We start from the raw sequence: 22,842 nt of genomic DNA, 5'->3' as shown, positions 1-22,842 counted from the left end.
CGTCGCGAGCGCGACCGACGGAGGAGGGCTCGTGAGTGAGCGGAGCGAGCGAGCCATGGGTGCAGCAGCGTCGCGAGCGCGACCGACGGAGGAGGGCGCGTGAGCGAGAGAGAGCCCGCGTTCGTCATCGTCACCGGTATGTCCGGGGCGGGGCGGAGCACGGCGGCCAAGGCCCTGGAGGATCTGGGCTGGTTCGTCATCGACAACCTGCCGCCGGGGCTGCTGTTCGCCATGGCGGAGGAGGCCGGCCGGGTCAAGCTGGCCGCCGACAAGGTGGCCGCGGTGGTCGACGTGCGCAGCCTGGCCTTCACCACCGACCTCAGCGCCGCGATCGAGGAGCTGGACGGGCGGGGCGTCGCCGTACGGGTCGTGTTCCTGGAGGCCGGAGACGAGGAGCTGGTCCGCCGGTTCGAGAGCGTCCGCCGGCCCCACCCGCTCCAGGGGGACGGCCGGCTGGTCGACGGGATCGCCCGCGAGCGCGGCATCCTGCGTGACGTGCGGGCCAACGCCGACCTGGTCATCGACACCTCCAACCTCAACGTCCACGAGCTCCGCGGCAAGATAGTCGCGTTCTTCGGCGGTGAGGACCGGCCGGGCCTGCGGGTCAACGTGGTCTCCTTCGGGTTCAAGTACGGCCTGCCCGTCGACGCCGACCTGGTCGTCGACTGCCGCTTCCTGCCCAACCCCCACTGGGTTCCGGAGCTGCGCCCGATGAACGGCCTGGACACCCCCGTGCGGGAGTACGTCCTCGGCCAGCCGGGCGCCAAGGAGCTCCTCGACGCCTACGAGGAGGTGGTGGGCATCATCGCCGCCGGCTACAGCCGCGAGGGCAAGAGCTACGCCACGCTCGCCGTCGGCTGTACCGGCGGCAAGCACCGCAGCGTGGCGATGGCCGAGCAGATCGCCGGCCGCCTGCGCGACAAGGGCGGGATGGACGTGCAGGTCAGCCACCGGGATGTGGGCCGGGAGTGAACGAGGCCGAGAGAAGGGATCCCAGGGTCGTCGCACTGGGCGGGGGGCACGGGCTCTATGCCTCGCTCTCGGCGCTGCGCCGGGTCACCGCCGAGCTGACCGCGGTGGTGACCGTGGCCGACGACGGGGGTTCCAGCGGGCGGCTCCGCCGCGAGCTCGGCGTGGTGCCCCCGGGTGATCTAAGGATGGCTCTGGCCGCGCTCTGCGGCGACGACGAGTGGGGCCGGACCTGGAGCGAGGTCGTCCAGCACCGTTTCCGGAGCGAGGGCGAGCTGCACGGCCACGCGGTCGGCAACCTGCTCATCGTGGCGCTGTGGGAGAAGCTCGGCGACACGGTCGCCGGGCTCGACTGGCTGGGGCGGCTGCTCGGGGCCCACGGCAGGGTGCTGCCGATGTCCTCGGTCCCGCTCGACATCGCCGCCGAGGTGGAGCTGGAGGGCGAGCTGAGCACCGTGCACGGCCAGGTGGCCTGCGCGCTCACCCCGGGCCGGGTCCAGGCGATCTCGCTCGTCCCCGCCGACCCCCCGGCCTGCCCCGAGGCGGTCCAGGCGGTCGCGGACGCCGACTGGGTGGTCTTCGGCCCGGGGTCGTGGTTCACCAGTGTCCTGCCGCACCTGAAGGTGCCCCGGCTGGCCGAGGCCCTGCACGCCACCCGGGCCCGGCGCCTGGTCACGCTGAACCTGGCGCCCCAGCCGGGGGAGACCGACGACTTCTCCCCCCAGCAGCACCTGGAGGTGCTGCACCGGCACGCGCCCGCGCTGGAGATCGACGTGGTGCTGGCCGACACCGGCGTGGTCGACGACCCCGAGGAGCTGGAGAAGGCCGCCGCCGGGCTGGGCGGGCGGCTCGTGCTGGCCGACGTCGCGGCCCCGGACGGCTCGCCGCGGCACGATGCACGACGTCTTGCCTCCGTCCTGGACGAGATTTTCCATGCGAAGCGATGATCCTGGCCGGATCGGTCCCGGAGTGCGAGAAACTTCTGTGAGCCTGGTCTGTCCGGGCCGTGCGGGGCCGGAGGCGGAGCCGATTTCGTCGGCATCGATCAACGTTCGTTGGCTACCATCGGTCCGGGTCGATCACATCGGCGGGAATTGCGCCGGTGTGGGAGGCCGCATCGGTGTGACGTCGCCCGGAAGTCCCCCCTAAGGAGACGTGAAACGCCTGTGAAGACCAGGTAGGCCCCGCGGGAGGCCGAGGGCGCAGGTCGGTGAAGCAGGAACAGGGAAAGAGAGTCATCGAGATTCTCTGAATGGTTCATATGGGGGAGGACGAACACGCATGGCGATGACGGGTGTGGTGAAGGACGAGCTGAGCAGGCTGCCGGTCCTCAAGCCTTGCTGCCGCAAGGCGGAGGTGTCGACGCTGCTCCGGTTCGCGAGCGGGCTGCACCTGGTGGGCGGGCGGATCGTGATCGAGGCGGAGCTGGACACCAACGTCACGGCGCGGCGGCTCATCAAGGACATCGGAGAGGTGTTCGGGCACAAGGCCGAGGTGCTCGTGCTGGCTCCCGCGGGTCTGCGCAAGGGCTCCCGCTATGTCGTGCGGGTCTACCGCGACGGGGAGGCGCTGGCCCGGCAGACCGGGCTGATCGACAACCACGGGCGCCCGGTCCGCGGCCTGCCGCGCCAGGTGGTCGCCGGGGCGACCTGTGACGCCGAGGCCGCCTGGCGGGGGGCCTTCCTGGCGCACGGCTCCCTCACCGAGCCCGGCCGCTCCATGTCGCTGGAGATCACCTGCCCGGGACCGGAGGCGGCGCTCGCGCTGGTCGGCTCCGCGCGCCGGCTGAAGATCCACGCCAAGGCCCGCGAGGTGCGCGGCATCGACCGGGTCGTGGTCCGCGACGGTGATGCGATCAGCGCGCTCCTGACCCGCCTGGGCGCCCACGACAGCGTGCTGGCCTGGGAGGAGCGCCGCATGCGCCGCGAGGTGCGCGCGACCGCCAACCGCCTGGCCAACTTCGACGACGCCAACCTGCGCCGCTCGGCGAGGGCCGCGGTCGCCGCCGGAGCCAGGGTGCAGCGCGCGCTGGAGATCCTCGGCGAGGAGGCCCCGGACCACCTGGTGATCGCCGGACGGCTCCGGGTGGAGCACAAGCAGGCCTCCCTGGAGGAGCTCGGCCAGCTCGCCGACCCGCCGCTGACCAAGGACGCCATCGCCGGGCGCATCCGCCGCCTGCTCGCCATGGCCGACAAGCGCGCCCAGGACATCGGCATCCCCAACACCGAGGCGAACCTCACGGTGGACATGCTGACCTCGTAGCGGCGTCGCGGGAACAGACGACGGCCACGCGGGAGAGCCGGGACCCCTGAGAAGGGTCCCGGCTCTCGTGCGTCCGCCACCGCCCGGGCGGAGCATGCGCCGAGCCCGCCGGGGACGGCGCCGGCGGGGGAGAAGAGCGCGGGGGAACGGGGGACCACCAATGGTCTAAACCAATCGGGGTCCGATAGGGTTCGCGATGAGGTACCAGCCCGCCCATGTCGCCGGTCCAACCGGCCGGCGCACCGACGTACGAGGAGATCGGCACCGTGAGCATCCGCGTAGGCGTCAACGGATTCGGCCGCATCGGCCGCAACTTCTGGCGCGCGGTCGCTGCCAGTGGCAAGGACATCGAGATCGTTGCGGTCAACGACCTGACCGACAACGCCACGCTCGCCCACCTGCTCAAGTACGACAGCATCCTCGGCCGCCTGCCGTACGAGGTGAAGAGCACCGCTGACGAGATCATCGTCGACGGCAAGGCGATCAAGGCCTTCGCCGAGCGCGACCCCGCCAAGCTGCCCTGGGGCGACCTGGGCGTGGACGTGGTCGTGGAGTCCACCGGCTTCTTCACCGACGCCACCAAGGCCCGCGTGCACGCCGAGAACGGCGCCAAGAAGGTCATCATCTCGGCCCCGGCCAAGAACGAGGACGTCACCATCGTCATGGGCGTCAACCATGACCAGTACGACCCGGCCAACCACACCGTCATCTCCAACGCGTCCTGCACCACCAACTGCCTGGCGCCGATGGCCAAGGTCATCCACGACACCTTCGGCATCACCAAGGGCCTGATGACCACCATCCACGCCTACACGCAGGACCAGAACCTGCAGGACGCCCCGCACAAGGACCTGCGCCGCGCCCGCGCCGCCGCGCTGAACATCGTGCCGACCTCCACCGGCGCCGCCAAGGCCATCGGGCTGGTCCTGCCCGAACTCAAGGGCAAGCTCGACGGCTACGCGCTGCGCGTGCCGATCCCCACCGGCTCGGCCACCGACCTGACCGTCGAGGTCGGCCGCGAGACCACCGTCGAGGAGGTCAACGCCGCGATCAAGGCCGCCGCCGAGGGCCCGCTCAAGGGCTTCCTCAGCTACAACGAGGACCCGATCGTCTCGGCCGACATCGTCACCGACCCGGCGTCCTGCATCTTCGACGCCCCGCTGACCAAGGTGATCGGCAACCAGGTCAAGGTCGTCGGCTGGTACGACAACGAGTGGGGCTACTCCAACCGCCTCGGCGACCTCATCGAGCTCGTGGGCCGCGACCTCTGATGAAGGACCTGTCCCAGCTCGACGTGAAGGGCCGGCGCGTGCTCGTGCGCGCCGACCTCAACGTCCCCCTGGAGGGGGACGTCATCACCGACGACGGCCGCATCCGCGCCTCCCTGCCGACCATCAGGGACCTGGCCGGGCGCGGCGCCAAAGTGATCGTCTGCGCCCACCTGGGCCGCCCGAAGGGCTCGCCCGATCCGAAGTACTCCCTGGCCCCCGTGGCCAGGCGGCTGGGCGAGCTCCTGGAGACCGAGATCGCCTTCGCCTCCGACACGGTGGGTGAGTCCGCCCAGTCGGTCGTGGCGGGACTGGGCGACGGAGAGGTCGCCCTGCTGGAGAACCTGCGCTTCGAGGCGGGCGAGACGTCCAAGGACGACGCCGAGCGCGCGGAGTTCGCCGGGAGGCTGGCCGGCCTCGCCGAGCTCTACGTCGGCGACGGCTTCGGCGCGGTGCACCGCAGGCACGCCAGCGTCTACGACGTGCCGGAGATCCTTCCGCACGCCGCGGGCGGCCTGATCACCACCGAGGTCGGGGTGCTCAGGCGGCTGACCGAGGACCCGGCCCGGCCGTACGCCGTGGTGCTCGGCGGCGCGAAGGTCTCCGACAAGCTCGGGGTCATCGCCAACCTGCTCACCAAGGTCGACCGGCTGATCATCGGCGGCGGCATGGCGTACACCTTCCTCAAGGCGCAGGGCTTCGAGGTCGGGCGGTCGCTGCTCCAGGAGGACCAGCTCGACCAGGTGCGCGGCTTCCTGCGGGAGGCGGCCGAGCGCGGTGTGGAGCTCGTCCTCCCGGTCGACGTGCTCGCGGCCGTGGAGTTCGCCGAGGACGCCGAGTACGAGGTGGTCGACGCCACCGCCATCCCGGCCGACCGGCAGGGCCTCGACATCGGCCCGCGCAGCCGCGAGCTGTTCGCGGGCAAGCTGGCCGACGCCAGGACGGTGTTCTGGAACGGCCCGATGGGCGTCTTCGAGTTCGAGGCGTTCTCCGGGGGAACCCGGGCGGTCGCCGAGGCGTTGGTCGCCTCGGAGGCGTTCACCGTCGTCGGCGGTGGCGACTCGGCCGCGGCCGTGCGCCGGCTCGGCCTGCCCGAGGACGGGTTCTCGCACATCTCCACCGGTGGCGGGGCCAGCCTCGAATACCTGGAGGGCAAGACCCTGCCCGGACTCGCCGCCCTGGAGGCATAGCAGATGGAGCGCAAGCCCCTCATCGCCGGCAACTGGAAGATGAACCTCAACCACCTCGAGGCCATCGCCACCGTCCAGAAGCTGGCGTTCGCGCTGAACGACAAGGACTTCGACAGGGTCGAGGTCGCCGTGCTGCCGCCCTACACCGACCTGCGCAGCGTGCAGACGCTGGTGGACGGCGACAAGCTGCGGATCGTGTACGGCGCGCAGGACCTGTCGGCGTTCGACGGCGGGGCCTACACCGGGGAGGTCTCCGGTGCCATGCTCGCCAAGCTCGGCTGCACCTTCGTCACGATCGGCCACTCCGAGCGGCGGCAGTACCACCGCGAGGACGACGCGCTCGTCAACGCCAAGGTGCGCGCCGCCTACCGGCACTCGCTCACGCCGATCCTGTGCGTGGGAGAGGGCCTGGAGGTCCGGCAGGCCGGCGGCCACGTGGCGCACAGCGTCGCGCAGCTCGACGGGGCGCTGCGCGAGGTCCCGGCCGAGCAGGCCGCCTCGATCGTGCTCGCCTACGAGCCGGTCTGGGCGATCGGCACCGGGGAGGTGGCCACTCCGGCCGACGCCCAGGAGGTCTGCGGGGCGCTGCGCGCCCGGCTCGCCGAGCTGTACGACGGCGAGGTGGCCGCGGCCGTCCGCATCCTCTACGGTGGCTCGGTCAAGTCCGACAACATCGCCGGTATCATGGCCCAGCCCGATGTCGACGGAGCCCTGGTCGGCGGCGCCAGCCTCGACCCGGGGGAGTTCGTCAAACTCTGCCGGTTCAGTGAAATGTCCGGCTGACTGGCCCGTTCGGAGGGTACGACTTGACAGCAGGTCGTACCCTCTTAGAGCAAGTTCGAATCGTCACGCCGCAGGGCGTCATACAAAGGGGTCGCACCCGGACGCGGGTCGCGCGCAATAAGGAAACAGGTCAACGGTGACAATCGGAATCTCCATCGCCCTCATCCTGTCGAGCATGCTGATGATCCTGCTCGTCCTGCTCCACAAGGGCAAGGGCGGTGGTCTGTCGGATCTGTTCGGTGGCGGTTTCTCGTCGTCGTTCGGAGGCTCGTCGGTGGTGGAGCGCAACCTCGACCGGCTCACCATCATCACCGGGGTGGTCTGGTTCGTGTGCATCATCGCGCTGGGTCTGCTCCTGAAGCCCTGATTCGGCTTGCCGGAAGCGTGACAGTGGTACAGCCCCCCGCATCCCGGGCGGAGGGGCCATCGAGCGAGGAGTTCATCCGTGGGTAGTGGCAACGCGATCCGTGGCAGCCGTGTCGGCGCAGGCCCGATGGGGGAGGCGGAGCGTGGCGAGGCGGCTCCCCGTGTAAGGGTTCCCTTCTGGTGCGCGAACATGCACGAGACGCGCCCCAGCTTCGCCAGCGACGCGGCCGTCCCCGAGTTCTGGGACTGCCCGCGGTGCGGTCTCCCGGCCGGTCAGGACGAGGCCAACCCGCCCGCGCCTCCGCGCAACGAGCCCTACAAGACGCACCTCGCCTACGTGAAGGAGCGTCGCAGCGACAAGGACGGCGCGCAGATCCTGGCCGAGGCGCTGGAGCGCCTGCGCTCCTCCTCGCGCCCGATCTACTAGCCGTCCCTCGGTCGGAGCCCGGTACGGGCTCCGACCGCACAGGCGGTACGTCATGGGCAGGGCCCCCGCGGCACGATCCGCGGGGGCCCTGCCCATGTCCGTGTTCCGAGGGCCGTCCGCCGGTTCCTCACTCCTGGGCGTTTCCCGCGGGCGCATCGTTAACGCCGCCGGTGCCGGCGTCCCACAGCCGTGCCGTGCCGTCCGAGCCGCCGGTGGCCAGCAGGCGGCCGTCCGGGGAGAAGGCGATCGCGGAGACCGGCCGCGCCTGGAGGTGGCCGATGGAGCGGACGGGGTGCCGCACCGGGCCTTCCGGAGTGGCTTTCAACGCCAGATGGAAGGCTGAGAGCTTCTCCTCGATCTCCTCGAGTTCCTGGGATTCGATGCCCTTGATCGCCAGTATGTGCTGCCTCCTGCGGGAGACCAGCTCACCGAAGCTGTCGATGCCCGCGCGTTTGAGACGGCTGTAGGTGCGGACTGGGAGGCTGAGTTCTTCGACGGGCAGGCCCAGGTCGCCTATCGAGTACGGCCGGCACAGCGGTTCTTCGGGTGCTTCCCACGACTGGCGGAGCGGCATCGCGGACCTTCCTCGGGCTCGTGCTCTCTGCGGAGGTCCCGCCACGTTCGCCGGTGACGGGCCGGTGATCCGCCCAGCGTGCTCGGACCGGCTTGTGTCCCTCTTGGAAGCGGCTGGCGGGCGCGACAGCGCCGGGTACCGGTCGTGCCCGGTTGCGGTGTTCACGCTTCCCGCCGCGGAGTTCGCCGATGGCACCGGCTCCGGACAGGGCCGTGTTCGAGGGGAGGATGGTCACCGGCGCTTGCGCGACGGTCCCTAGCGGTTCACCCCGTCGGACCGGGTCAGGAGCGCCAGGTCGGCACGGCGGGGGAGGCTCTCCCAGTCGCCGCTCGCGGTGACCGCGAACGCCCCGGCGGCGCAGGCGGTGGACAGCCGCCGCTCCGGCGCCGCCTCGTCCAGCCAGCCGGTCAGCCACCCGGCGGCGAAGGCGTCCCCGGCTCCCACCGGGTCGAGCTCGGTGACGGGGTACGGCGCCGCCCGCCGGACCTCGCCGTCGGAGAGCTCCACCGCCCCGCGCGCTCCCAGCTTGACCAGCACGTGGCGGGGGCCCAGGGCGGCGAGAGCCGAGGCCAGCCCTTCGGGATCGTCGCCCTCAACCAGCAGCCGGGCCTCGGCCTCGGTGACGAACAGCACGTCGGCGGCCGCGACGAGCCCGCGCAGCACGGAGGCCGCCTCGGCGGGCGTCCACAGGCCCCGGCGGTAGTTGACGTCCATGGAGACCGGCACCCCGGCGGCGCGGGCCTCGGCCACCGCGGCGCGGACCGCCTCGTGGGCCGAGACCGAGAGCGCCGGGGTGATCCCGGTGACGTGCAGCACGCGGGCCGAGCGGACCAGCTCCGGGTCCAGGTCGTCCGGGCAGAGCCGGGAACCCGCGCTCGCCGCGCGGTAGTAGCCCACGTCCACCAGGTCCGCGGTGCGCCTCCCCTTGATCATCAGTCCGGTGGGCGCACCCGGGTCGACGACCGCCCGGGAGGTGTCCACGTGCTCCCCGGTCAGGGTCGAGCGGACCAGCTCGCCGAGCTCGTCGGCCCCCACCCGGCCGATCCACGCCGCCCGCAGGCCCAGCCGGGTGACGCCGATCGCCACGTTCGACTCCGCGCCGCCCACGCCGAGGTCGAACTCGCGGGCGTGCCGGAGCAGGCCGACGCGGCGGGCGGTGAACAGGGCCATGGTCTCGCCGAGGGTCACCAGGTCGGTCATCGGGCGGTCTCCGGGATTCGAGGAGCGGACGGGATCGGATCGCCGGAGTCGCGGGGGCGGCCGGCGGGTGGTGTCCGGCTCCCGGGAGCCGGACGGGCGGTCATCGGAGGGAACCCAGCTTCCTGGAGATGCGCAGGGCGGTCCGCGCCACCAGCGGTCCCAGGTCGCGCACCCGGGCGGCGGTGATCCGCGAGGTCAGGCCGGAGACGGACAGGGCGGAGGACACGGAGTCGTCGTGGCCGAAGATGGGCGCGGCCACGCAGCGGACCTCGGGCTCGTTCTCCCGGTCGTCGACCGCGTAGCCGCGCTGCCGGATGCGGGCCAGCTCGGTGCGGAGCCGTACCGGGTCGGTGATCGTGTGGCGGGTGAGGGCGGGCATGCCCGCCGCCACGGTCTCCGCCACGACCGCCTCCGGCTGCCAGGCGAGGATCGCCTTTCCGACGGCCGTGCAGTAGAGCCGTCCCCGGCTGCCGATGCGCGAGGCCATGCGGACCTTGCTCTCGTCCTCGACCTTGTCGATGTAGACGACGTACGGCGGCTCGTAGACGACCAGGTGCACGGTCTCGCCGGCCTCGCGCATGAGCTCGCGCGTCTCCTCCGCGGCCACCGAGCGCAGGTCGAGCGTGGACAGGTAGGCCTGGCCGAGGCGGAGCGTGCCGTGGCCGAGACGGTAGGCGCCGGTGCGGCGGTCGCGTTCCAGCAGCCTCGCCTCCACCAGCGGGACGGTCAACCGGAGCACGGTGCTCTTGGACAGGCCGAGCGCCTCGGCCAGCCGGGAGAGCGAGAGTCCCTGCCCGGCGCCCGCGTGGTCGCGCACGTACTCCAGTACGGCCAGCGCCCGGCGGAGCGAGGCCGACTGGTTGCGCTCGCGCCCGGCCGCCCGGCCCTGCTCCGGCTCGGCCGTCCGGCCCTGGTCGCGGCCGGGCACGGGGGCGCTCATCGGGGCCTCAGCGGGCGCCCGGTGAGGGCGCCGGTGAGGGCGCCGCCCGCCAGCACCGGCACGCCGCCGACCAGCACGTCGCCGATCCCCTCGGCGAGGACGCGCGGCCGGGGGTAGTCGGCGGCGTCGGTCACCCGCTCCGGGTCGATCACCACGAGGTCCGCGGCCATGCCGGGGCGGATCTCCCCCCGGTCCGGAAGCCGGAACCGGCGGGCGGGGCCGGTGGACAGGTGCGCGACGGCCTCCTGCCACGTCCAGTCGCCCAGCTCGCGGACGTGCCGGCCGAGGAAGCGGGCGAAGGCCCCGAAGGCCCGCGGGTGCGGGTGGCCACCGAGGTGGATGCCGTCGGATCCGCCCAGGTGCGCCGGGTGGCGCAGCAGCAGCCGCATGGAGGCGTCGTCGTTCCCCGGCGGCTGGGCGAACACGCAGCTCGCCTCCAGCGCCGTCGCGACCAGCAGGTCCGCGCAGAACGCGGCGGGCTCCCGCCCCGCCTCGGCGGCGGCCTCGGCGATGGTCCTGCCCTCGGCCCAGCCCAGCTCGGCGGAGGGCACGTGAGCCAGCACGGCGCGGTGCCAGAGCGCGGGGTCGGTCTCGCGGGCCAGGCGGCGCCGTACCTCCGGCTCGCGCAGGCGCTCCACGAGGCGGTCGAGGTCCGGGTCGTCCAGGTCGCGGGGGAGGGCGACCATCGCCAGGATGCTGAACCCGCTGAGGTAGGGGTAGCTGTCGAAGGTGACGTCCAGGCCCGCCGCGAGGGCGTCGTCGACCATGCCCGCCAGCTCCGCGCCGGGGCCGTGGTAGTGCGAGACGTGCAGCGCCGCTCCGGACCTCTCGGCGATCAGCCGGGCCTCGGCCATGCCGGCGGACGCCTTCTCCTCGTAGCCGCGCATGTGGGTCACGTACGGCAGGCCGGCCGCGGCGACGGGCGCGCACAGCGCGGCGAGCTCGGCGGCGTCGCCGTACCGGCCGGGGATGTACTCCAGGCCGCTGGACAGTCCGGCCGCGCCCTCCTCCAGACCCCGCTCCACCAGGCGGAGCATCGCGGCGGGGTCGGCGCCGGCGGTGTGCCGGACCGTGCCGTGCGGGACCAGGTAGGCGGTGTTGAGCGCGGTGGTCCGGTCGTAGGTGGCCAGCAGCCGGGCCACGCTCACCGGCCCGCCGTCCAGCGCCGGATGGGCGCCGTTGATCGCGGCGAAGTAGCGGGTGACGAAGCGCAGCGCCTGCGGGGAGGACGGCGCGAAGGACAGCCCGTCCTGGCCGAGCACGAACGTGGTGACGCCCTGCCGCAGCGCCGCCAGCTGGACCTCGGGGTCCAGCACGGTGGCGTCGCCGTGCACGTGGGCGTCGATGAAACCGGGGGCCACCAGACGGCCGGAGGCGTCGATCCGGGCCGCGCGGGGAACGTCCGCCCGGGAGAGGTCGCCGACCGCCTCGATGCGGCCGTCGCGGACGCCGACGTCGGCGGGGTACGGCGCGGCGCCGGTGCCGTCGACCACGCGGCCGCCATGGATGAGCACGTCGAACACGCTGGTCAAGGTAGGGGGAACCGGTGCGGTTTGTCATACCCGGGACGCAACGTTGTGCAGTGCACAATCACCGGCCCGCGCAGTGCACGATCACCGGCCCGCGCAGTGCACGATCACCGGCTCGCGCAGTGCACGGTCACCGGCCCGTGCATTGCGCGGCCGGCGGCCGGTGCGCCGGGCCGCTCCGGGAGCGCGGAGGCGGGGTTCCTCGCAGGCCCGCGCGTCCCGTAGGTTGGCTGCTGACTCGGACTACGGAAGGCGGGACACATGTCGACGGAGCGGTTGGCCGGGCTGCGGGAGAGGTTCGTCGCCATCGACGGCGACGGCGACGGTTTCATCACCGAGGCGGAGCTCCTGCGGCACTTCCCCGAGCTTCCGGCGGAGGCGATCGGCTCGCTGAGCCGTGACGCCGACTCCGACGGCGACGGGCGGTTCTCCTTCGAGGAGTTCGTCAGGATGATGTCGCGCGACTGAGCTGCGCGACTGATCTGCGCGACTGATCTGCGCGACTGATCTGCATGGCCGGCCTGCGCGACTGATCCGTCCGGGCGCGGCCGGTGGCCCGGGGCCGCGCGGCCGCCGGCCGGGATACGGCGGGCCCGCAGACCGGCCCCGTCCGCGCGGCCGGCGGTCCCGGTCAGGCGCCCAGGTCCCGGACGACGTTGTCGAGCCGGTCCGCCAGCATGTCGAGCTGCTGCTCGGTGAGCGTGTCACCGCCGGGCAGCAGCCTGGTCAGCTCCCGCCGGCTCGCGATGACCAGTCCCCGGTGGGCGTCGTCGATCTCCTTGTCGGGCAGGACCACGCAGTCGCCCCGGACGAAGACCAGGGTGGCGTCGGGGTCCGGTGCCTCCAGCAGTTTCCGCACGCATTCTCGGTCGATGAGCGCCATGGGGCGCCTCCTTGTCCGTTCCTCGTCCATCGTGTGCCGTGTCCATCGTGTGCCGCACTGTGCTGTTTGCGACGGCACTGTCCGATCCATGGCTTCCTGCCCGGATATCGAGGCCGGAACCGTCCCCTTCCAACGCCGGCCGGGGGGTTCGCACTGTTCCGGCGGGTTCGCGGGTAAGAGAAGACGAGTGGCGTCCCGCCACGGAACATCACCCGCGCACCAGGAAGACCCCATGACCGAGACCATGCTCGCCGGGCGGCTCGACGTCCGGGCCAAGACCTTCGCCGTCGAGGAGGTACCCGTCCCCGAACCCGGCCCCGGCCAGGTCAGGATCAGGGTGAAGGCGGCCGGCGTGTGCCTGTCGGACGTTCACCTGATCGACGGAAGCATCCGGCCGCTCTTCCTCCCGGCGGACAAGGTCACCCTCGGTCACGAGGTCTCCGGCGTGGTCGACGCCCTGGGCCCTGACGTGCCCCCCGCCTGGACCGCCGGGCAGCGCGTCCTGCTGCAGGCCGGGGAGCGCTGCGGGCGGTGCGCCAACTGCGTGAGCTTCGCCGAGCCCTGCCTGCAGGTCCGCACCCGCGGGGTCGACTACGACGGCGGCTGGGCCGAGTACGCCCTGGCCACCCACCACACCCTCGTCGCCGTCCCCGACGACCTGCCGTTCGAGCAGGCGGCCGTCATCCCCGACGCCGTCTCCACCCCGTGGGCGGCGATCGTCTCCACCGGGAAGGCCGCGCCCGCCCGACCGGCCGGGGTCTGGGGCGTCGGCGGGCTGGGCACCCACGCCGTCCAGTTGCTCCGCCTGGTCGGCGCCGTCCCGATCATCGCGATCGACCCGATCGAGGCCGCCCGCGAGCGCGCCTCCGCCCTCGGCGCCGACGCCGTCCTGGACTCCGCCGCCCCGGACCTGCGGGAGCGGATCCGGGAGCTCACCGCGGGCCGGGGCCTGGACCTGGCCCTCGACATGGCGGGGGCGCCCGCCGTACGGGAGCAGGCCGTCTCCTGCCTCGCCCCGGGAGGGCGGCTCGTGCTGGTCGGCCTGACCCCCGACCCGCTCACCATCACCCAGAGCATCCCGCTCTCCTACTTCGCCCAGCAGATCCTGGGGCACTACGGCTCGACGCCCGAACACGTCGTCGAGCTCGTCGAACTCGTCCGCCACGGCCGCCTGGACCTCGGCGGCTCCATCAGCGGCACCCTGCCCCTGACCGAGGCCGCCGCGGCGGTGGAACGCCTGGCACGCAAGGAGGGCGACCCGGTCCGCCTGATCCTCACGCCCTGACCGGCCTCGCCGGCGGCGGACGCGGCCGGCGGCGCGGCCCGGTTCGCCGTCGCCGCCGGGCTCACGCTCCTAGTTGCCGCAGTCCTGCCTGTTGAGGACCAGGGCCATCTGGCGGACCTCCCCGCCTGACAGCAGGAAGGCGAAGTGAGCCTCCGGGTTCCTCGGGACGGAGGCGATGAAGTACCCGCTCGCGACCCGCTCCAGGTCGGGGTAGGCCCTTTCCAGTTGCCGCCTGGTGGAGCCGATCTCGATCCCCCGGCGGGTCTCGGTGCCTTCGGCGGCGAAGATGGCGGCCACGCCGTGCCGCCTGGAGATGAACAGGTCGGGTCCGTTGCGGCGGTTCGGGCCCGTCCTGAAGTTCCATTCCGAGCACCGGCCCGACCGGGCCGTGCGCACGATCTTCCCGGTCTCCCGGGCCTCCCTGAGGCTCATCTCGAGTTTCACGCCGCGATATCCGAACGGCCCCAGTTTCCTCTCCGGGGCCGGGACCGGGGCCGCGGCGGACTCGGCGACCGCCGCGGCCGCGCCGCCGGTCAGGAGCATCCCCCCGGCCAGCGCCGCCGCCAGCACCGTGCGACCCAGCCGCCGGACAACCGTGTGCTTCATCGTCGTCCTTCCATGATTGTGCTCACAGGCCCGGTCGCCTCCGGCGAAGCGGTGCGCGAACAGGCCTTTGCAGATCCTGTTTTCGCAGGTTAAGCGGTGAGTGTCCGCGGAAGCGGGAGCGGGTGCCGGGCCGGTGTGTCGTCCGCGGCCACGGGCGGCCGGGACGGCTGCGGGCGGCGGGCGGCGCGACGGACCCGGTGGTCCGTCCCGCCGCCCGCCGCCCGCAGGCGGTCTAGTAGCTGAAGGTGGTGGCGCCCTCGTCGCCGATCCACTGCCACATCGGGACGGTGCCGCCCAGCTCCGCTCCCTCGATCAGCCCGCTCTTGCCGAGCTTGCGGGCGTCGAAGCAGATGGGGCAGACCAGATAGCGCCCGCCCGCCTTGGCGTAGCGCGCCAGCAGGTCCGCCAGCGGCGGGCATCCGTCGCACGCGACCCCGGTCGCGACGCCCTCCAGGGCCAGGCGGGTGGCCTCCTTGGTGAGGAACATCAGCGTCGGCCGGCCCTGCTCGGCCGCGCCGAGCGCGACCAGGAACGCCACCGTGACCCGCTCGGGGTCCTCCAGCCCGGTGGCCAAACTGACGACGGCCTTTCCTGCCATGGGTCTCTCCTTCTCTCGTTCCGCCGAGCCTCGTGGAACGTGCCACATGCACCGCCCGCGCCCCGGCCTCGTCCGGATCATGGGTCTGCGCCGCACGGGGAGCCGTGCGGCGAGTCCCGTCATTCCACCGCGCGCCTCACGTCCCCCACATCCGTGCCCGGTACGGAAATCCCGTACGGAGAACCCGCTCAGTGCCGGACGTGTACATCCGTCCGGATGGCGACATACTCGGATCCATGGGTTCGGACGTCTTCCACGAGCTGCGGGAGTCCGGTGTGACACCGCGCGAGCTGGAGGTCCTGCGGCTCGTGGGTGACCGCCTGCAGAACCAGGAGATCGCCGCCAGGCTGCGGTTGTCGGAGCGGACCGTGGAGAGCCACGTGTCGTCGCTGCTGCGCAAGCTCGGCGGGAGCAACCGGCTCGCCCTGGTGGAGACCGCGGCCCGTCTCCGCGCAGGCCGCGGGCCCCGCCGTGTCCTGCCCAGGCCGCTGTCGTCGTTCGTGGGGCGGGCCCGGGAGACCGGAGACGTGCGCCGGCTGCTCGACGCTCACCGGATGGTGACGCTGACCGGCCCCGCCGGCACCGGAAAGACCCGGCTGGCGCTGTACCTCGCCCACGCGGTGACCGCGCTGCCCCCGGCCGTCCTGGTCGATCTCGCGCCCCTGTCCCCCGGGGACGCCGTGGAGCGGGTGTTCGCCGACGCCCTGGGCGTCGTCGGCGAGGAGCACCGGCTGCGCGCCCTGATCCGCGGGACCCTCGCCGAGGGCCGGCACTGGCTCGTGGTGGACAACTGCGAGCACGTGACCGCCCCCGTGGCGGAGCTGCTCGCCGAGCTGCTCGCGGCCACCGACCACCTGCACGTGCTGGCCACCGGCCACGAGGCGCTGCATCTGGCGGGGGAGGCCGTGTACGAGATCCCGCCGCTGCCGCTGCCCGCCGAGCCCGGCGACCCCGCCGCCGTCCTGGACTCCGGAGCCGGCCGGCTCTTCGCCGAGCGGGCCGCGACGGCCTCACCGGGGTTCGAGATCACCGCCGGCAACGCCCGGCAGGTCGCGGCGATCTGCCGCCGGCTGGACGGCCTGCCGCTGGCCATCGAACTGGCCGCCGCCCGGATCCGCTTCTTCACGCCCGCCGAACTGCTGGCCCGGCTGGATGACCGGTTCGCCCTGCTGACCGACGGGGCGCGCGGGGCCCCGAACCGGCACCGCACGCTGGAGGAGGCCCTCACCTGGAGCTACGAGCTGCTGAGCGAGGACGAGCGACTGCTGCTCGAGCGCTGCTCGGTGTTCCCGGGCGCGTTCGACTACGACACCGCGGCGCAGGTCCTCGCCCACCCGCCGCTGGATCCGGCCGGCCTGATCCGGGTCTTCTCCCGGCTGCTGGACCGGTCGCTGGTCTCCTCCCGTCACCGGGAGGAGACCACCGAATACCGCCTGCTGGACAGCGTCCGGCAGTTCGCGCACCGGCGGCTGCTCGCGCGCGGCGCCGCCGGGACGGCGCACGAGGAGCACGCCCGCCACCACCTGCGCCGCGCCGTGGCCGCCGTGCCGGACCTGCGCGGCCGGGACCAGGCCGCCGCGCTCCGCTGGATCGACCAGCGCTCGGCGGACCTGAGGGCCGCGCTGCGCTGGGTCCTCGACCGGGGCGACACCGCCGCCGCCTGGGAGTTCATCGCCGGCATCGGCACGGCGTGGGAGGTCGTCGGCTGCAGCGGCGAGATATTCGACTGGCTCGGCAGGCTGCTCCAGCGGCCCCTGCCCGACGGCGACCTGGGCTTCCGGGCCGCGATCACCTGCGCCGTCGTGCTGTGCTACCAGGACGCGGAACGGGCGCGGGAACACGCGGAGCACGCGCACCGGATGGCGGCCGGCGGTACCGACCACGACCGGGCGCTCGCCCTGCTCGCCCTGGGCTGGACGATGCGGTACGGCGAGCGGCGCGCGGAATCGCCCGGGCATCTGGCCCGGGCGACCGCGCTCTTCGAACGGCTGGGCGACGACTGGCACCGCGCCATGGCGCTGTCCGGGTACGTGTTCGTCGCGGACGTCGACGCCACGCTGACCCGGCTGGCCCACGCCGCCGAGCTGTTCGGCGGCCTCGGCGACCACGTCGGACGCGCCAACTGCCTCAACGAGATGGCCATCAGGGCGATCGAGCGCCAGATCCGCCTGGACGACGTGCCCGGCTGGCTGGCCGAGTCCGCGCGCCTGGCCCGCATCAGCGGCAACGACCACGAGCGGCTGCACGCCGAGCTCTACCGGGCCACCTTCGACCAGCACCGGGGGGAACACGTCGTCGCGCAGGCCCGCTTCGCCGGCCTGCTGGCCGAGTTCCGGCGGATCGGCGACCTGCGCTGCGCGGTCCGCTGCCTGCTGGGGCTGGGCCGCGCCGCGGGGTTCGACGGCGATGACGAACACGCACGGCGGTACTTCGCCGAAGGCGCCAGGGCCGCCGTCGGCCTCGGGGACGTGCGGATCACCGCGCTCGGCCTGCGCCTGCTCGCCGGCGCCGACCACGCGACCGGCCGCTTCGAGCGCGCCGCCGCCCTGCTCGGCACCGCCGAACGACTCGACCCCGCAGCCCGGGAGGTCCTCCTTCCCGACCCCGGACTGCCCGCGTCACTGCGTGAGCGGCTCGGCCCCGAGGGGTTCGACTCCGCATTCGCGGAGGGGTACCGCACACCCCCGGCCGGGCAGCTGGAGGGCCTCGCCTCTCCCCTCGGAACGGGATCGGTCCAGGGCGGCTGACCTCCGGCCGGAACCCGGCGGAACGCCGTACCCGCGTGCGGGCGCCGACCTGCGCGCGGGCGCCGTACACGTGCGCGGGTGTCGTTCCGTCACGAGCCGGCGTCGCCGGGCCGCCAGCGGGGATCACGGCCGGTGAGCCCGAGCAGCCGGTCCAGCAGCGGCGCGTCGCCGGGCACGGGGACCGGCGGCCCGAACAGTCCGGGGCTGCCGTCCGGACTCTGGGCGGCGACGGCGCCGACCCACTCGTACGCGGTGGCCATGGAGTCGGCCAGAGCGGGTTCTGCGCCGGGATAGGACTGGCCGGTCGCGACGGCCAGGTCCCAGCCGTGCACGATGACCTCGTCGAGCGCCGCCGCCCCGGCGGCGCCGGCCGGGAGCCGGACGCCGCCGGCCTCGGTGGTGCCGGTCCACGCCGACGCCTCCCGCCACGCCCGGGCCAGGCCGTCGAGGCGGGCCGGGATGCGCCGGCGCCAGTCGTCGCCCAGCCGGGACGCGTCGGGCACCGGGGCGCCGCCGCCGTCGAGGGGCGTCTTGGCGGCGGCCGCGGTGAACGCGACGCAGAGGCCGTCGACGTGGTCGAGGAGTTCGGCGACGGTGATGCCGCCGCAGGGGGTGGGCGCGGTGAGCCGGTCGTCGCGGACCTGCCCGATGAGAGAGGTGAGTACGGCGGTCGCGGGGCGCAGGTCGGCTGTCATGGTGTCTCCTCACTGGCGGACGGGTTCGGTGAGCCGAGGACGTGCCGCTGGGCGGTTCCGGGACCGCTCGTGGAAGCGCAGCCCTGCCACGGCACAGGGGAGCGGCTGGGCAACCGCGCAGGAGAGCGGCCGGGGCCGCAGCCGGCGCACGTGCCGCCGTCCGGCGGCGGAACACCGCGTCCAGCCTCTTTCACTACCCTCGACCGCACCGCCGAAGCCCTCGCGGCCGGTACGGCTCGCGCAGGCGGATCAGCGGGAGAAGGTGATCTCCACGCGCCGGTTCTTCGCCCGGCCCCTCGGATTGTCGACCGTCCGTCCGTACTCGTCGGGCATCGTGTTGGGCGCCACGGGGACGGCGGCGCCGTGGCCCTTGACGGCGAAGGTGATGCCCGTCCCCTCCAGCAGCGGGGCGAGCGCCCGCTCCACCGCCCTCGCGCGCCTGAGCGAGAGGGCGAGGTTGTAGGCGTCGTCGCCCTTGGCGTCGGTGTGGCCGTCGATCCGGACCCGTTTGCCGCCCGCCTCCTGCCTGAGCATGTCGGCGGCCTGGGCCAGGCGCTCTTCGGCCTCCGCCGTGAGCGCGGCCCTGTCGAAGGCGAACAGGACGTCGGCCGCCATTGTGATCCTGTTCCTGGCGGGGGTGTCCGCGTCGATGATCGACTCGTCCAGGTTGCCGATGCGGAGCTCGATGTCGATCACGGGCGCGCGGACGTCGATGATCGGCGCCTGCGCCAGCGGTCCGGGGGTGGGATCCGGGCCCTGGGTGGGAGCGGGGGAGGGGGCGGCGACGGCCAGCCCCACGGCCAGCGCGGCGCTAACCGAGCGGAACATTCTTGAACGTCCCCGCCCGCGGAATGAACACGTCCATGGTGGCGACGTCCGCCGGAGGGGCGGCGAACGTGGCGGAGAACACGACCGTCTTGTCCGTGTCGATCTCCACGAGGCCGGAGCTGCACAGGCACCTGCCCTCCGCGTCCGTGGCGGCCAGGTGCTTCTTGGCGTTCTTGGTGTCCACGAGGTAGACGCCGTCCACGGTGGGCGTGTCGGAGGGGACGGCGGAGAAGGTGTCGCGCACGTCCCACCCGCTGGCGCGGTCGTGCTCCAGGACGGTCGCCGCGAAGTTGACGGTGATCAGCTTGTCCTGGCGCTGGAGGGAGTACAGGTCGATGCGGACCTTGTACCAGTTGTTCCCGGTGATCTCCCGGCTGCCGATGACCTGGTCGGCCGGGAGGCTCGCCGCCGCCGACGGGGAGGACGGGGGCCGGCTCGACGCGGGCTGGGCGCTCTGGGCGGGCGGGCTGGGCTGGGGAGTCTGGCCGAGTTGGCAGCCCGCCGTCAGCAGCGCCACCCCGGCCAGGGTCAGGATTTTCTTCACGGGAACGCGAGTGGAGCGAGACTGCTTTTCCACGATGGGTCTTTTTCTATGTGAACGGGGATTTCGTGATCAGGGGAGTGCCTGGTTCCTCTGTGGTGACCCGGCTGAGTGTCCAGAGCCTTCAGGGGCGGACGGCCCCGCCGGCCGATCGCGGGATTCGGGATCGGCCGGCGGAGGTGATCTCCAGGGTGCGGGGTCTTCTCGTGAAGGCGTGTACCGGAACGACCGGCGCCGGGTGGTACCGCTGCTCCCTGGCCGCTCGTATCAGGGTGGGCGAGGCCGATTTCCGGCGTCCGCCGGGAGGGCGGGGGTCCAAGGCGATCGGCCGCGGAGAGTCGTCCTTCAAGACCCGATACCCGCGCGACCGCGTGGCCGGCGGCCTCCGCAGCGGCTTCGCCCGACTTCGGATTCCAGGGGCGTGGGATTTCTCAGCCATGGCGCCACCTCACCCGGATGCGTCGGCGAACAGGACCGGCGGGCGAGTGCCCGCCCGCGACATGCCGCAACCGTATGGGCTGGCGGGCGGCGTGGCATCGGATCAAGGTTTGAATGCGGGTCAACTTTGGCGGTAGGCGCTCCGTGACTTCCACCGTACGCGTGACATCCGGATTCCGGCGCACGGTAGACGAACTGGAGTGCCTCGGGAGTGCGGGCGGCCGGGTGTGCGTGAATGCGGGGCCCGCCGCCGGTGTGCGCGGCGGCTCAGGCCGAGGGGTGGCGGGAGGTGAGGTCGGAGAGTGCGGTGAGGTCGTCGGCGAGCCGGAGGATGGTCTCGCGGCCCTCGACCGCGTGCGCCCAGTCGGCGGGCAGGGCGGCCTCGCCGTACGCCGCGCCGACGATGTTGCCGCAGATCGCGCCGGTGGAGTCGGCGTCCCCGGAGTGGTTGACCGCCAGCAGCAGCGCCCGGCGCGGGTCGGGCTCGGCCAGGGCGCAGTAAAGCGCGACGGCCAGGGCCTCCTCGGCGATCCAGCCCGCGCCGAGGCTCTCGACCTTCTCCGCGGTGGGCGCGCCCGCTCCGGCGAGCCGTACGGCGGCGCGCAGGGCGTCACCGGTCTCCCGGTGCTCGGCGCCCTGCTTGTCGAAGGCCGACAGCATCGACTCGGTGGACGCGGTGGCCTCGGCGAGCGAGTCGCCCCGGACGAGGCGGTCGACGAGGTGGGCCAGGGCGCCGGAGGCGATGGCGGCGGTGGGGTGGCCGTGGGTGAGGCGGGCTGCGGCGACGGCCAGGGGGACCGGGTCGCCGGGCAGGCAGCCGCGCAGCAGGCCGAAGGGGGCCGAGCGCATGACGGTGCCGCAGCCCTTGGAGTCGGGGTTGACGGGCCCGCGGCCGAGCGGGGAGCCGGGCGGGCGCGGGGTGATGCGGGAGCGCAGGCCGGACAGGCAGGCGTTGCCGGGGGCGCGGCGGGCGTACAGCCACTCGTGGGTGCGCAGCCAGCCGGTGCGGAAGCCGCCGTCCTCGGGTGCCGGTGCCGGGCGGTTCTGGGTGTCGAACCAGCGCAGGTAGGCCTGGTGCACGGAGGCGACCGGGTCGCCGCCGTTCAGGCGGGCGCGGATCAGCCCTTCGGCGGTGAACAGTGTCATCTGGGTGTCGTCGGTGACGTCGGTCTCGATCATGGCGGTGAGACCGGCCTGCCCGAACTTCGCGCGGATCTGGGCCAGGGACATGAACTCGACCGGGTTGCCGAGGGCGTCACCGACGGCGCCGCCGAGCAGGCAGCCCCGGACGCGTGAGCCGTACGACGGGGGCCGCTGGTGTCCGTCCATGGTCGGGCTCGCTTTCGGGAGAGACGGCGTGATGCGCCGGGTCCGGCTGACGAAGTAAATCACATGTGAATTCAGTCCACAATATTCAGAAGGTTTCCTGTCATCTCCGAGGCCACCTGAAGGGCGGGCATCCCTCCCGGCCGTACCTGCCGCGGCCTGTCAGGTACGGCCGTCATGATGAGAGCCATGGAGACCTTGACGCCGCGGCGGCTCAACCGGGCGACGCTGGCCAGGCAGATGCTGCTCGCCCGGGAGAAGACCGACGCCGTGACGGCGGTGGAGCGGCTCGGCGGCATGCAGGCGCAGGAACCCCGGCACCCCTTCACCGGTCTGTGGACACGGCTGGAGGACTTCCGCCGGGAGGACCTGCACCGGGCGCTGCACGGCCGGACGGTCGTGCGGGCCATGATGATGCGGGCCACGCTGCACCTGGTGAGCGCGGCCGACCACGCCGGGTTCCGCGCGGCGGTGGACCCCGTGCTCGCCGCCGCGCTGAGCGGGCGCGGCACGCTGACCGCCGGGCTGGACCTCGACCGGCTCCTCCCGGCCGCCCGGGAGATCCTGGCCGAGGGGCCCCGCGACTTCACCGCGCTGCGCGCCCTGCTCCAGGAGAGGTTCCCCGAGGCGAACGACCGCGCGCTGGGCTACGCCGTACGGACCCGGCTGCCGCTGGTCATGGTCCCCACCCAGGACCGCTGGGCCTTCCCGACCTCGGCGGACTTCACCCTGGCGGAGAGCTGGCTGGGGGAGGACCCGCGCGAGGGGGCCGTCCCGGCGCAGAGCCGGCGCGAGGAGGCGCCGGACGATCCGGTGGAGGGGCTGGTGCTGCGCTACCTGGCGGCGTACGGCCCGGCCACCGCCGCCGACGCGCAGGCCTGGTCGGGGCTCAGAGGGCTGCGCGCCGTGCTGGACCGCCTCCGCCCGCGGCTGGCCGTCTTCCGCGACGGGAAGGGCAGGGAGCTGTTCGACCTGCCCGGCGCCCCGCGACCGGACGAGGACGTGCCCGCCCCGGCCCGCTTTCTGCCCGACTTCGACAACCTCGTCCTCGCCCACGCCGACCGCACTCGCCTGATGGCCGAGGAGTACCGGCCCCGGGTCACCACCAAGAACCTCCGGGTGCGCGCCACGTTCCTCTGGGACGGCACCGTCCGCGGCACCTGGCAGGCCGAGACCAGCCGGAGAACGGCCACCCTGCGGCTGACCGCCTTCGAACCGCTGCCCGAGGAGGCGCTCGCCGAGCTGACGGCGGAGGGCGAGGCGCTCCTGCGCTTCCTGGAACCGGACGCCGCCGCCTCCGAGGTCCGCGTCGAGGCCGCCTGACGCGGAGCCCGCGACGGGCTCCGGTGATCCGGGGCCCGTCGCCACTGCCGGGAAGGCGGAAAAC

At 73.2% G+C, this 22,842-nt stretch carries 23 protein-coding genes; 12 read left to right on the top strand and 11 right to left on the bottom strand.

The features are described from left to right. Nucleotides 1-99 precede the first annotated feature (99 nt). From rapZ to FHS22_RS13615, 8 genes are all read left to right on the top strand, one after another. Complete coding sequence (rapZ, locus tag FHS22_RS13650; RefSeq protein WP_184941622.1) at nucleotides 100-972, top strand: RNase adapter RapZ; 873 nt, start codon at nucleotides 100-102, stop codon at nucleotides 970-972. Further along, nucleotides 969-1,916, top strand: coding sequence for a gluconeogenesis factor YvcK family protein (locus FHS22_RS13645; RefSeq protein WP_184941621.1), 948 nt, complete (start codon nucleotides 969-971; stop codon nucleotides 1,914-1,916). Before rapZ ends, FHS22_RS13645 begins: the two co-directional genes overlap by 4 nt. A 334-nt stretch (nucleotides 1,917-2,250) precedes the next feature. After that, on the top strand, nucleotides 2,251-3,231 hold the full coding sequence (whiA, locus tag FHS22_RS13640) for a DNA-binding protein WhiA (protein ID WP_184941619.1): 981 nt from the start codon (nucleotides 2,251-2,253) through the stop codon (nucleotides 3,229-3,231). 266 nt (nucleotides 3,232-3,497) lie between these two features. After that, the gene (gene gap, locus FHS22_RS13635) at nucleotides 3,498-4,502 is read left to right on the top strand and encodes a type I glyceraldehyde-3-phosphate dehydrogenase (RefSeq protein ID WP_184941618.1); all 1,005 of its coding nucleotides are present in this window, start codon (nucleotides 3,498-3,500) and stop codon (nucleotides 4,500-4,502) included. After that, nucleotides 4,502-5,689 carry a phosphoglycerate kinase gene (locus tag FHS22_RS13630; protein ID WP_184941617.1) on the top strand — a complete coding sequence of 396 codons (1,188 nt, stop codon included), beginning with the start codon at nucleotides 4,502-4,504 and terminating at the stop codon, nucleotides 5,687-5,689. Before gap ends, FHS22_RS13630 begins: the two co-directional genes overlap by 1 nt. A gap of 3 nt (nucleotides 5,690-5,692) precedes the next feature. Next, on the top strand, nucleotides 5,693-6,472 hold the full coding sequence (gene tpiA, locus FHS22_RS13625; protein WP_184941615.1) for a triose-phosphate isomerase: 780 nt from the start codon (nucleotides 5,693-5,695) through the stop codon (nucleotides 6,470-6,472). Between the two features lie 136 nt (nucleotides 6,473-6,608). After that, the gene (gene secG / locus FHS22_RS13620) at nucleotides 6,609-6,839 is read left to right on the top strand and encodes a preprotein translocase subunit SecG (RefSeq protein WP_068899030.1); all 231 of its coding nucleotides are present in this window, start codon (nucleotides 6,609-6,611) and stop codon (nucleotides 6,837-6,839) included. Between the two features lie 78 nt (nucleotides 6,840-6,917). After that, entirely contained in the window at nucleotides 6,918-7,265 is a 348-nt protein-coding gene (locus FHS22_RS13615) for an RNA polymerase-binding protein RbpA (protein ID WP_012892502.1), read from the top strand. A gap of 127 nt (nucleotides 7,266-7,392) precedes the next feature. On the opposite strand, the gene FHS22_RS13610 is transcribed toward FHS22_RS13615, so the two are convergent. From FHS22_RS13610 to FHS22_RS13595, 4 genes are all read right to left on the bottom strand, one after another. Further along, entirely contained in the window at nucleotides 7,393-7,839 is a 447-nt protein-coding gene (locus FHS22_RS13610; protein ID WP_184941614.1) for a DNA-directed RNA polymerase subunit alpha C-terminal domain-containing protein, read from the bottom strand. A 255-nt stretch (nucleotides 7,840-8,094) separates the two neighbouring features. Further along, nucleotides 8,095-9,039 (bottom strand): sugar kinase, encoded by a 945-nt coding sequence (locus tag FHS22_RS13605; RefSeq protein WP_184941612.1) that lies wholly within the window; start codon nucleotides 9,037-9,039, stop codon nucleotides 8,095-8,097. Nucleotides 9,040-9,139: 100 nt separating this feature from the next. Beyond that, nucleotides 9,140-9,979, bottom strand: coding sequence for an IclR family transcriptional regulator (locus tag FHS22_RS13600; RefSeq protein ID WP_184941611.1), 840 nt, complete (start codon nucleotides 9,977-9,979; stop codon nucleotides 9,140-9,142). After that, nucleotides 9,976-11,502 (bottom strand): N-acyl-D-amino-acid deacylase family protein, encoded by a 1,527-nt coding sequence (locus FHS22_RS13595; RefSeq protein ID WP_184941609.1) that lies wholly within the window; start codon nucleotides 11,500-11,502, stop codon nucleotides 9,976-9,978. The genes FHS22_RS13600 and FHS22_RS13595 overlap by 4 nt, the downstream gene beginning before the upstream one ends. 267 nt (nucleotides 11,503-11,769) lie before the next feature. On the opposite strand from FHS22_RS13595, the gene FHS22_RS13590 reads away from it, so the two are divergent. Continuing rightward, nucleotides 11,770-11,976, top strand: a complete 207-nt coding sequence (locus FHS22_RS13590; protein WP_184941607.1) for an EF-hand domain-containing protein — start codon at nucleotides 11,770-11,772, stop codon at nucleotides 11,974-11,976. 163 nt (nucleotides 11,977-12,139) lie between these two features. On the opposite strand, the gene FHS22_RS13585 is transcribed toward FHS22_RS13590, so the two are convergent. Continuing rightward, on the bottom strand, nucleotides 12,140-12,391 hold the full coding sequence (locus FHS22_RS13585) for a hypothetical protein (protein WP_184941606.1): 252 nt from the start codon (nucleotides 12,389-12,391) through the stop codon (nucleotides 12,140-12,142). A 232-nt stretch (nucleotides 12,392-12,623) separates the two neighbouring features. On the opposite strand from FHS22_RS13585, the gene FHS22_RS13580 reads away from it, so the two are divergent. Then, entirely contained in the window at nucleotides 12,624-13,676 is a 1,053-nt protein-coding gene (locus tag FHS22_RS13580; protein WP_184941604.1) for a zinc-binding dehydrogenase, read from the top strand. Between the two features lie 69 nt (nucleotides 13,677-13,745). Here the strand turns inward: FHS22_RS13580 and FHS22_RS13575 are convergent, their stop codons facing one another. Both FHS22_RS13575 and FHS22_RS13570 read right to left on the bottom strand, forming a co-directional pair. Then, nucleotides 13,746-14,282, bottom strand: coding sequence for a hypothetical protein (locus FHS22_RS13575; RefSeq protein WP_184941602.1), 537 nt, complete (start codon nucleotides 14,280-14,282; stop codon nucleotides 13,746-13,748). Between the two features lie 232 nt (nucleotides 14,283-14,514). After that, the gene (locus FHS22_RS13570) at nucleotides 14,515-14,880 is read right to left on the bottom strand and encodes a DsrE family protein (protein ID WP_184941601.1); all 366 of its coding nucleotides are present in this window, start codon (nucleotides 14,878-14,880) and stop codon (nucleotides 14,515-14,517) included. A gap of 236 nt (nucleotides 14,881-15,116) precedes the next feature. Between FHS22_RS13570 and FHS22_RS13565 the strand changes: the two genes are divergently transcribed. After that, nucleotides 15,117-17,627: an ATP-binding protein gene (locus tag FHS22_RS13565; protein ID WP_184941599.1), complete on the top strand. Its 2,511-nt coding sequence runs from the start codon at nucleotides 15,117-15,119 to the stop codon at nucleotides 17,625-17,627. 89 nt (nucleotides 17,628-17,716) lie between these two features. Here the strand turns inward: FHS22_RS13565 and FHS22_RS13560 are convergent, their stop codons facing one another. From FHS22_RS13560 to FHS22_RS13545, 4 genes are all read right to left on the bottom strand, one after another. Next, a complete protein-coding gene (locus FHS22_RS13560) occupies nucleotides 17,717-18,322 on the bottom strand; it encodes a TIGR03086 family metal-binding protein (protein ID WP_184941598.1) in 606 nt (201 codons plus the stop codon). 249 nt (nucleotides 18,323-18,571) lie between these two features. After that, nucleotides 18,572-19,150: an OmpA family protein gene (locus FHS22_RS13555; RefSeq protein ID WP_184941596.1), complete on the bottom strand. Its 579-nt coding sequence runs from the start codon at nucleotides 19,148-19,150 to the stop codon at nucleotides 18,572-18,574. Beyond that, nucleotides 19,134-19,694 (bottom strand): hypothetical protein, encoded by a 561-nt coding sequence (locus FHS22_RS13550; RefSeq protein WP_184941594.1) that lies wholly within the window; start codon nucleotides 19,692-19,694, stop codon nucleotides 19,134-19,136. The genes FHS22_RS13555 and FHS22_RS13550 overlap by 17 nt, the downstream gene beginning before the upstream one ends. A 702-nt stretch (nucleotides 19,695-20,396) precedes the next feature. Then, nucleotides 20,397-21,458 (bottom strand): ADP-ribosylglycohydrolase family protein, encoded by a 1,062-nt coding sequence (locus FHS22_RS13545; RefSeq protein ID WP_184941593.1) that lies wholly within the window; start codon nucleotides 21,456-21,458, stop codon nucleotides 20,397-20,399. A gap of 186 nt (nucleotides 21,459-21,644) precedes the next feature. Here FHS22_RS13545 and FHS22_RS13540 point away from each other — a divergent pair, with 186 nt between their 5' ends. After that, a complete protein-coding gene (locus FHS22_RS13540) occupies nucleotides 21,645-22,778 on the top strand; it encodes a winged helix DNA-binding domain-containing protein (RefSeq protein ID WP_184941591.1) in 1,134 nt (377 codons plus the stop codon). Nucleotides 22,779-22,842: the final 64 nt, after the last annotated feature.

This window comes from Thiemannella venezuelensis (assembly GCF_014203605.1).
Lineage (GTDB): Bacteria > Actinomycetota > Actinomycetes > Streptosporangiales > Streptosporangiaceae > Planomonospora_A > Planomonospora_A venezuelensis.
The sequence above is the reverse complement of the archived record's forward strand: the minus strand, read 5'-3'. Positions and strand labels throughout refer to the sequence as shown.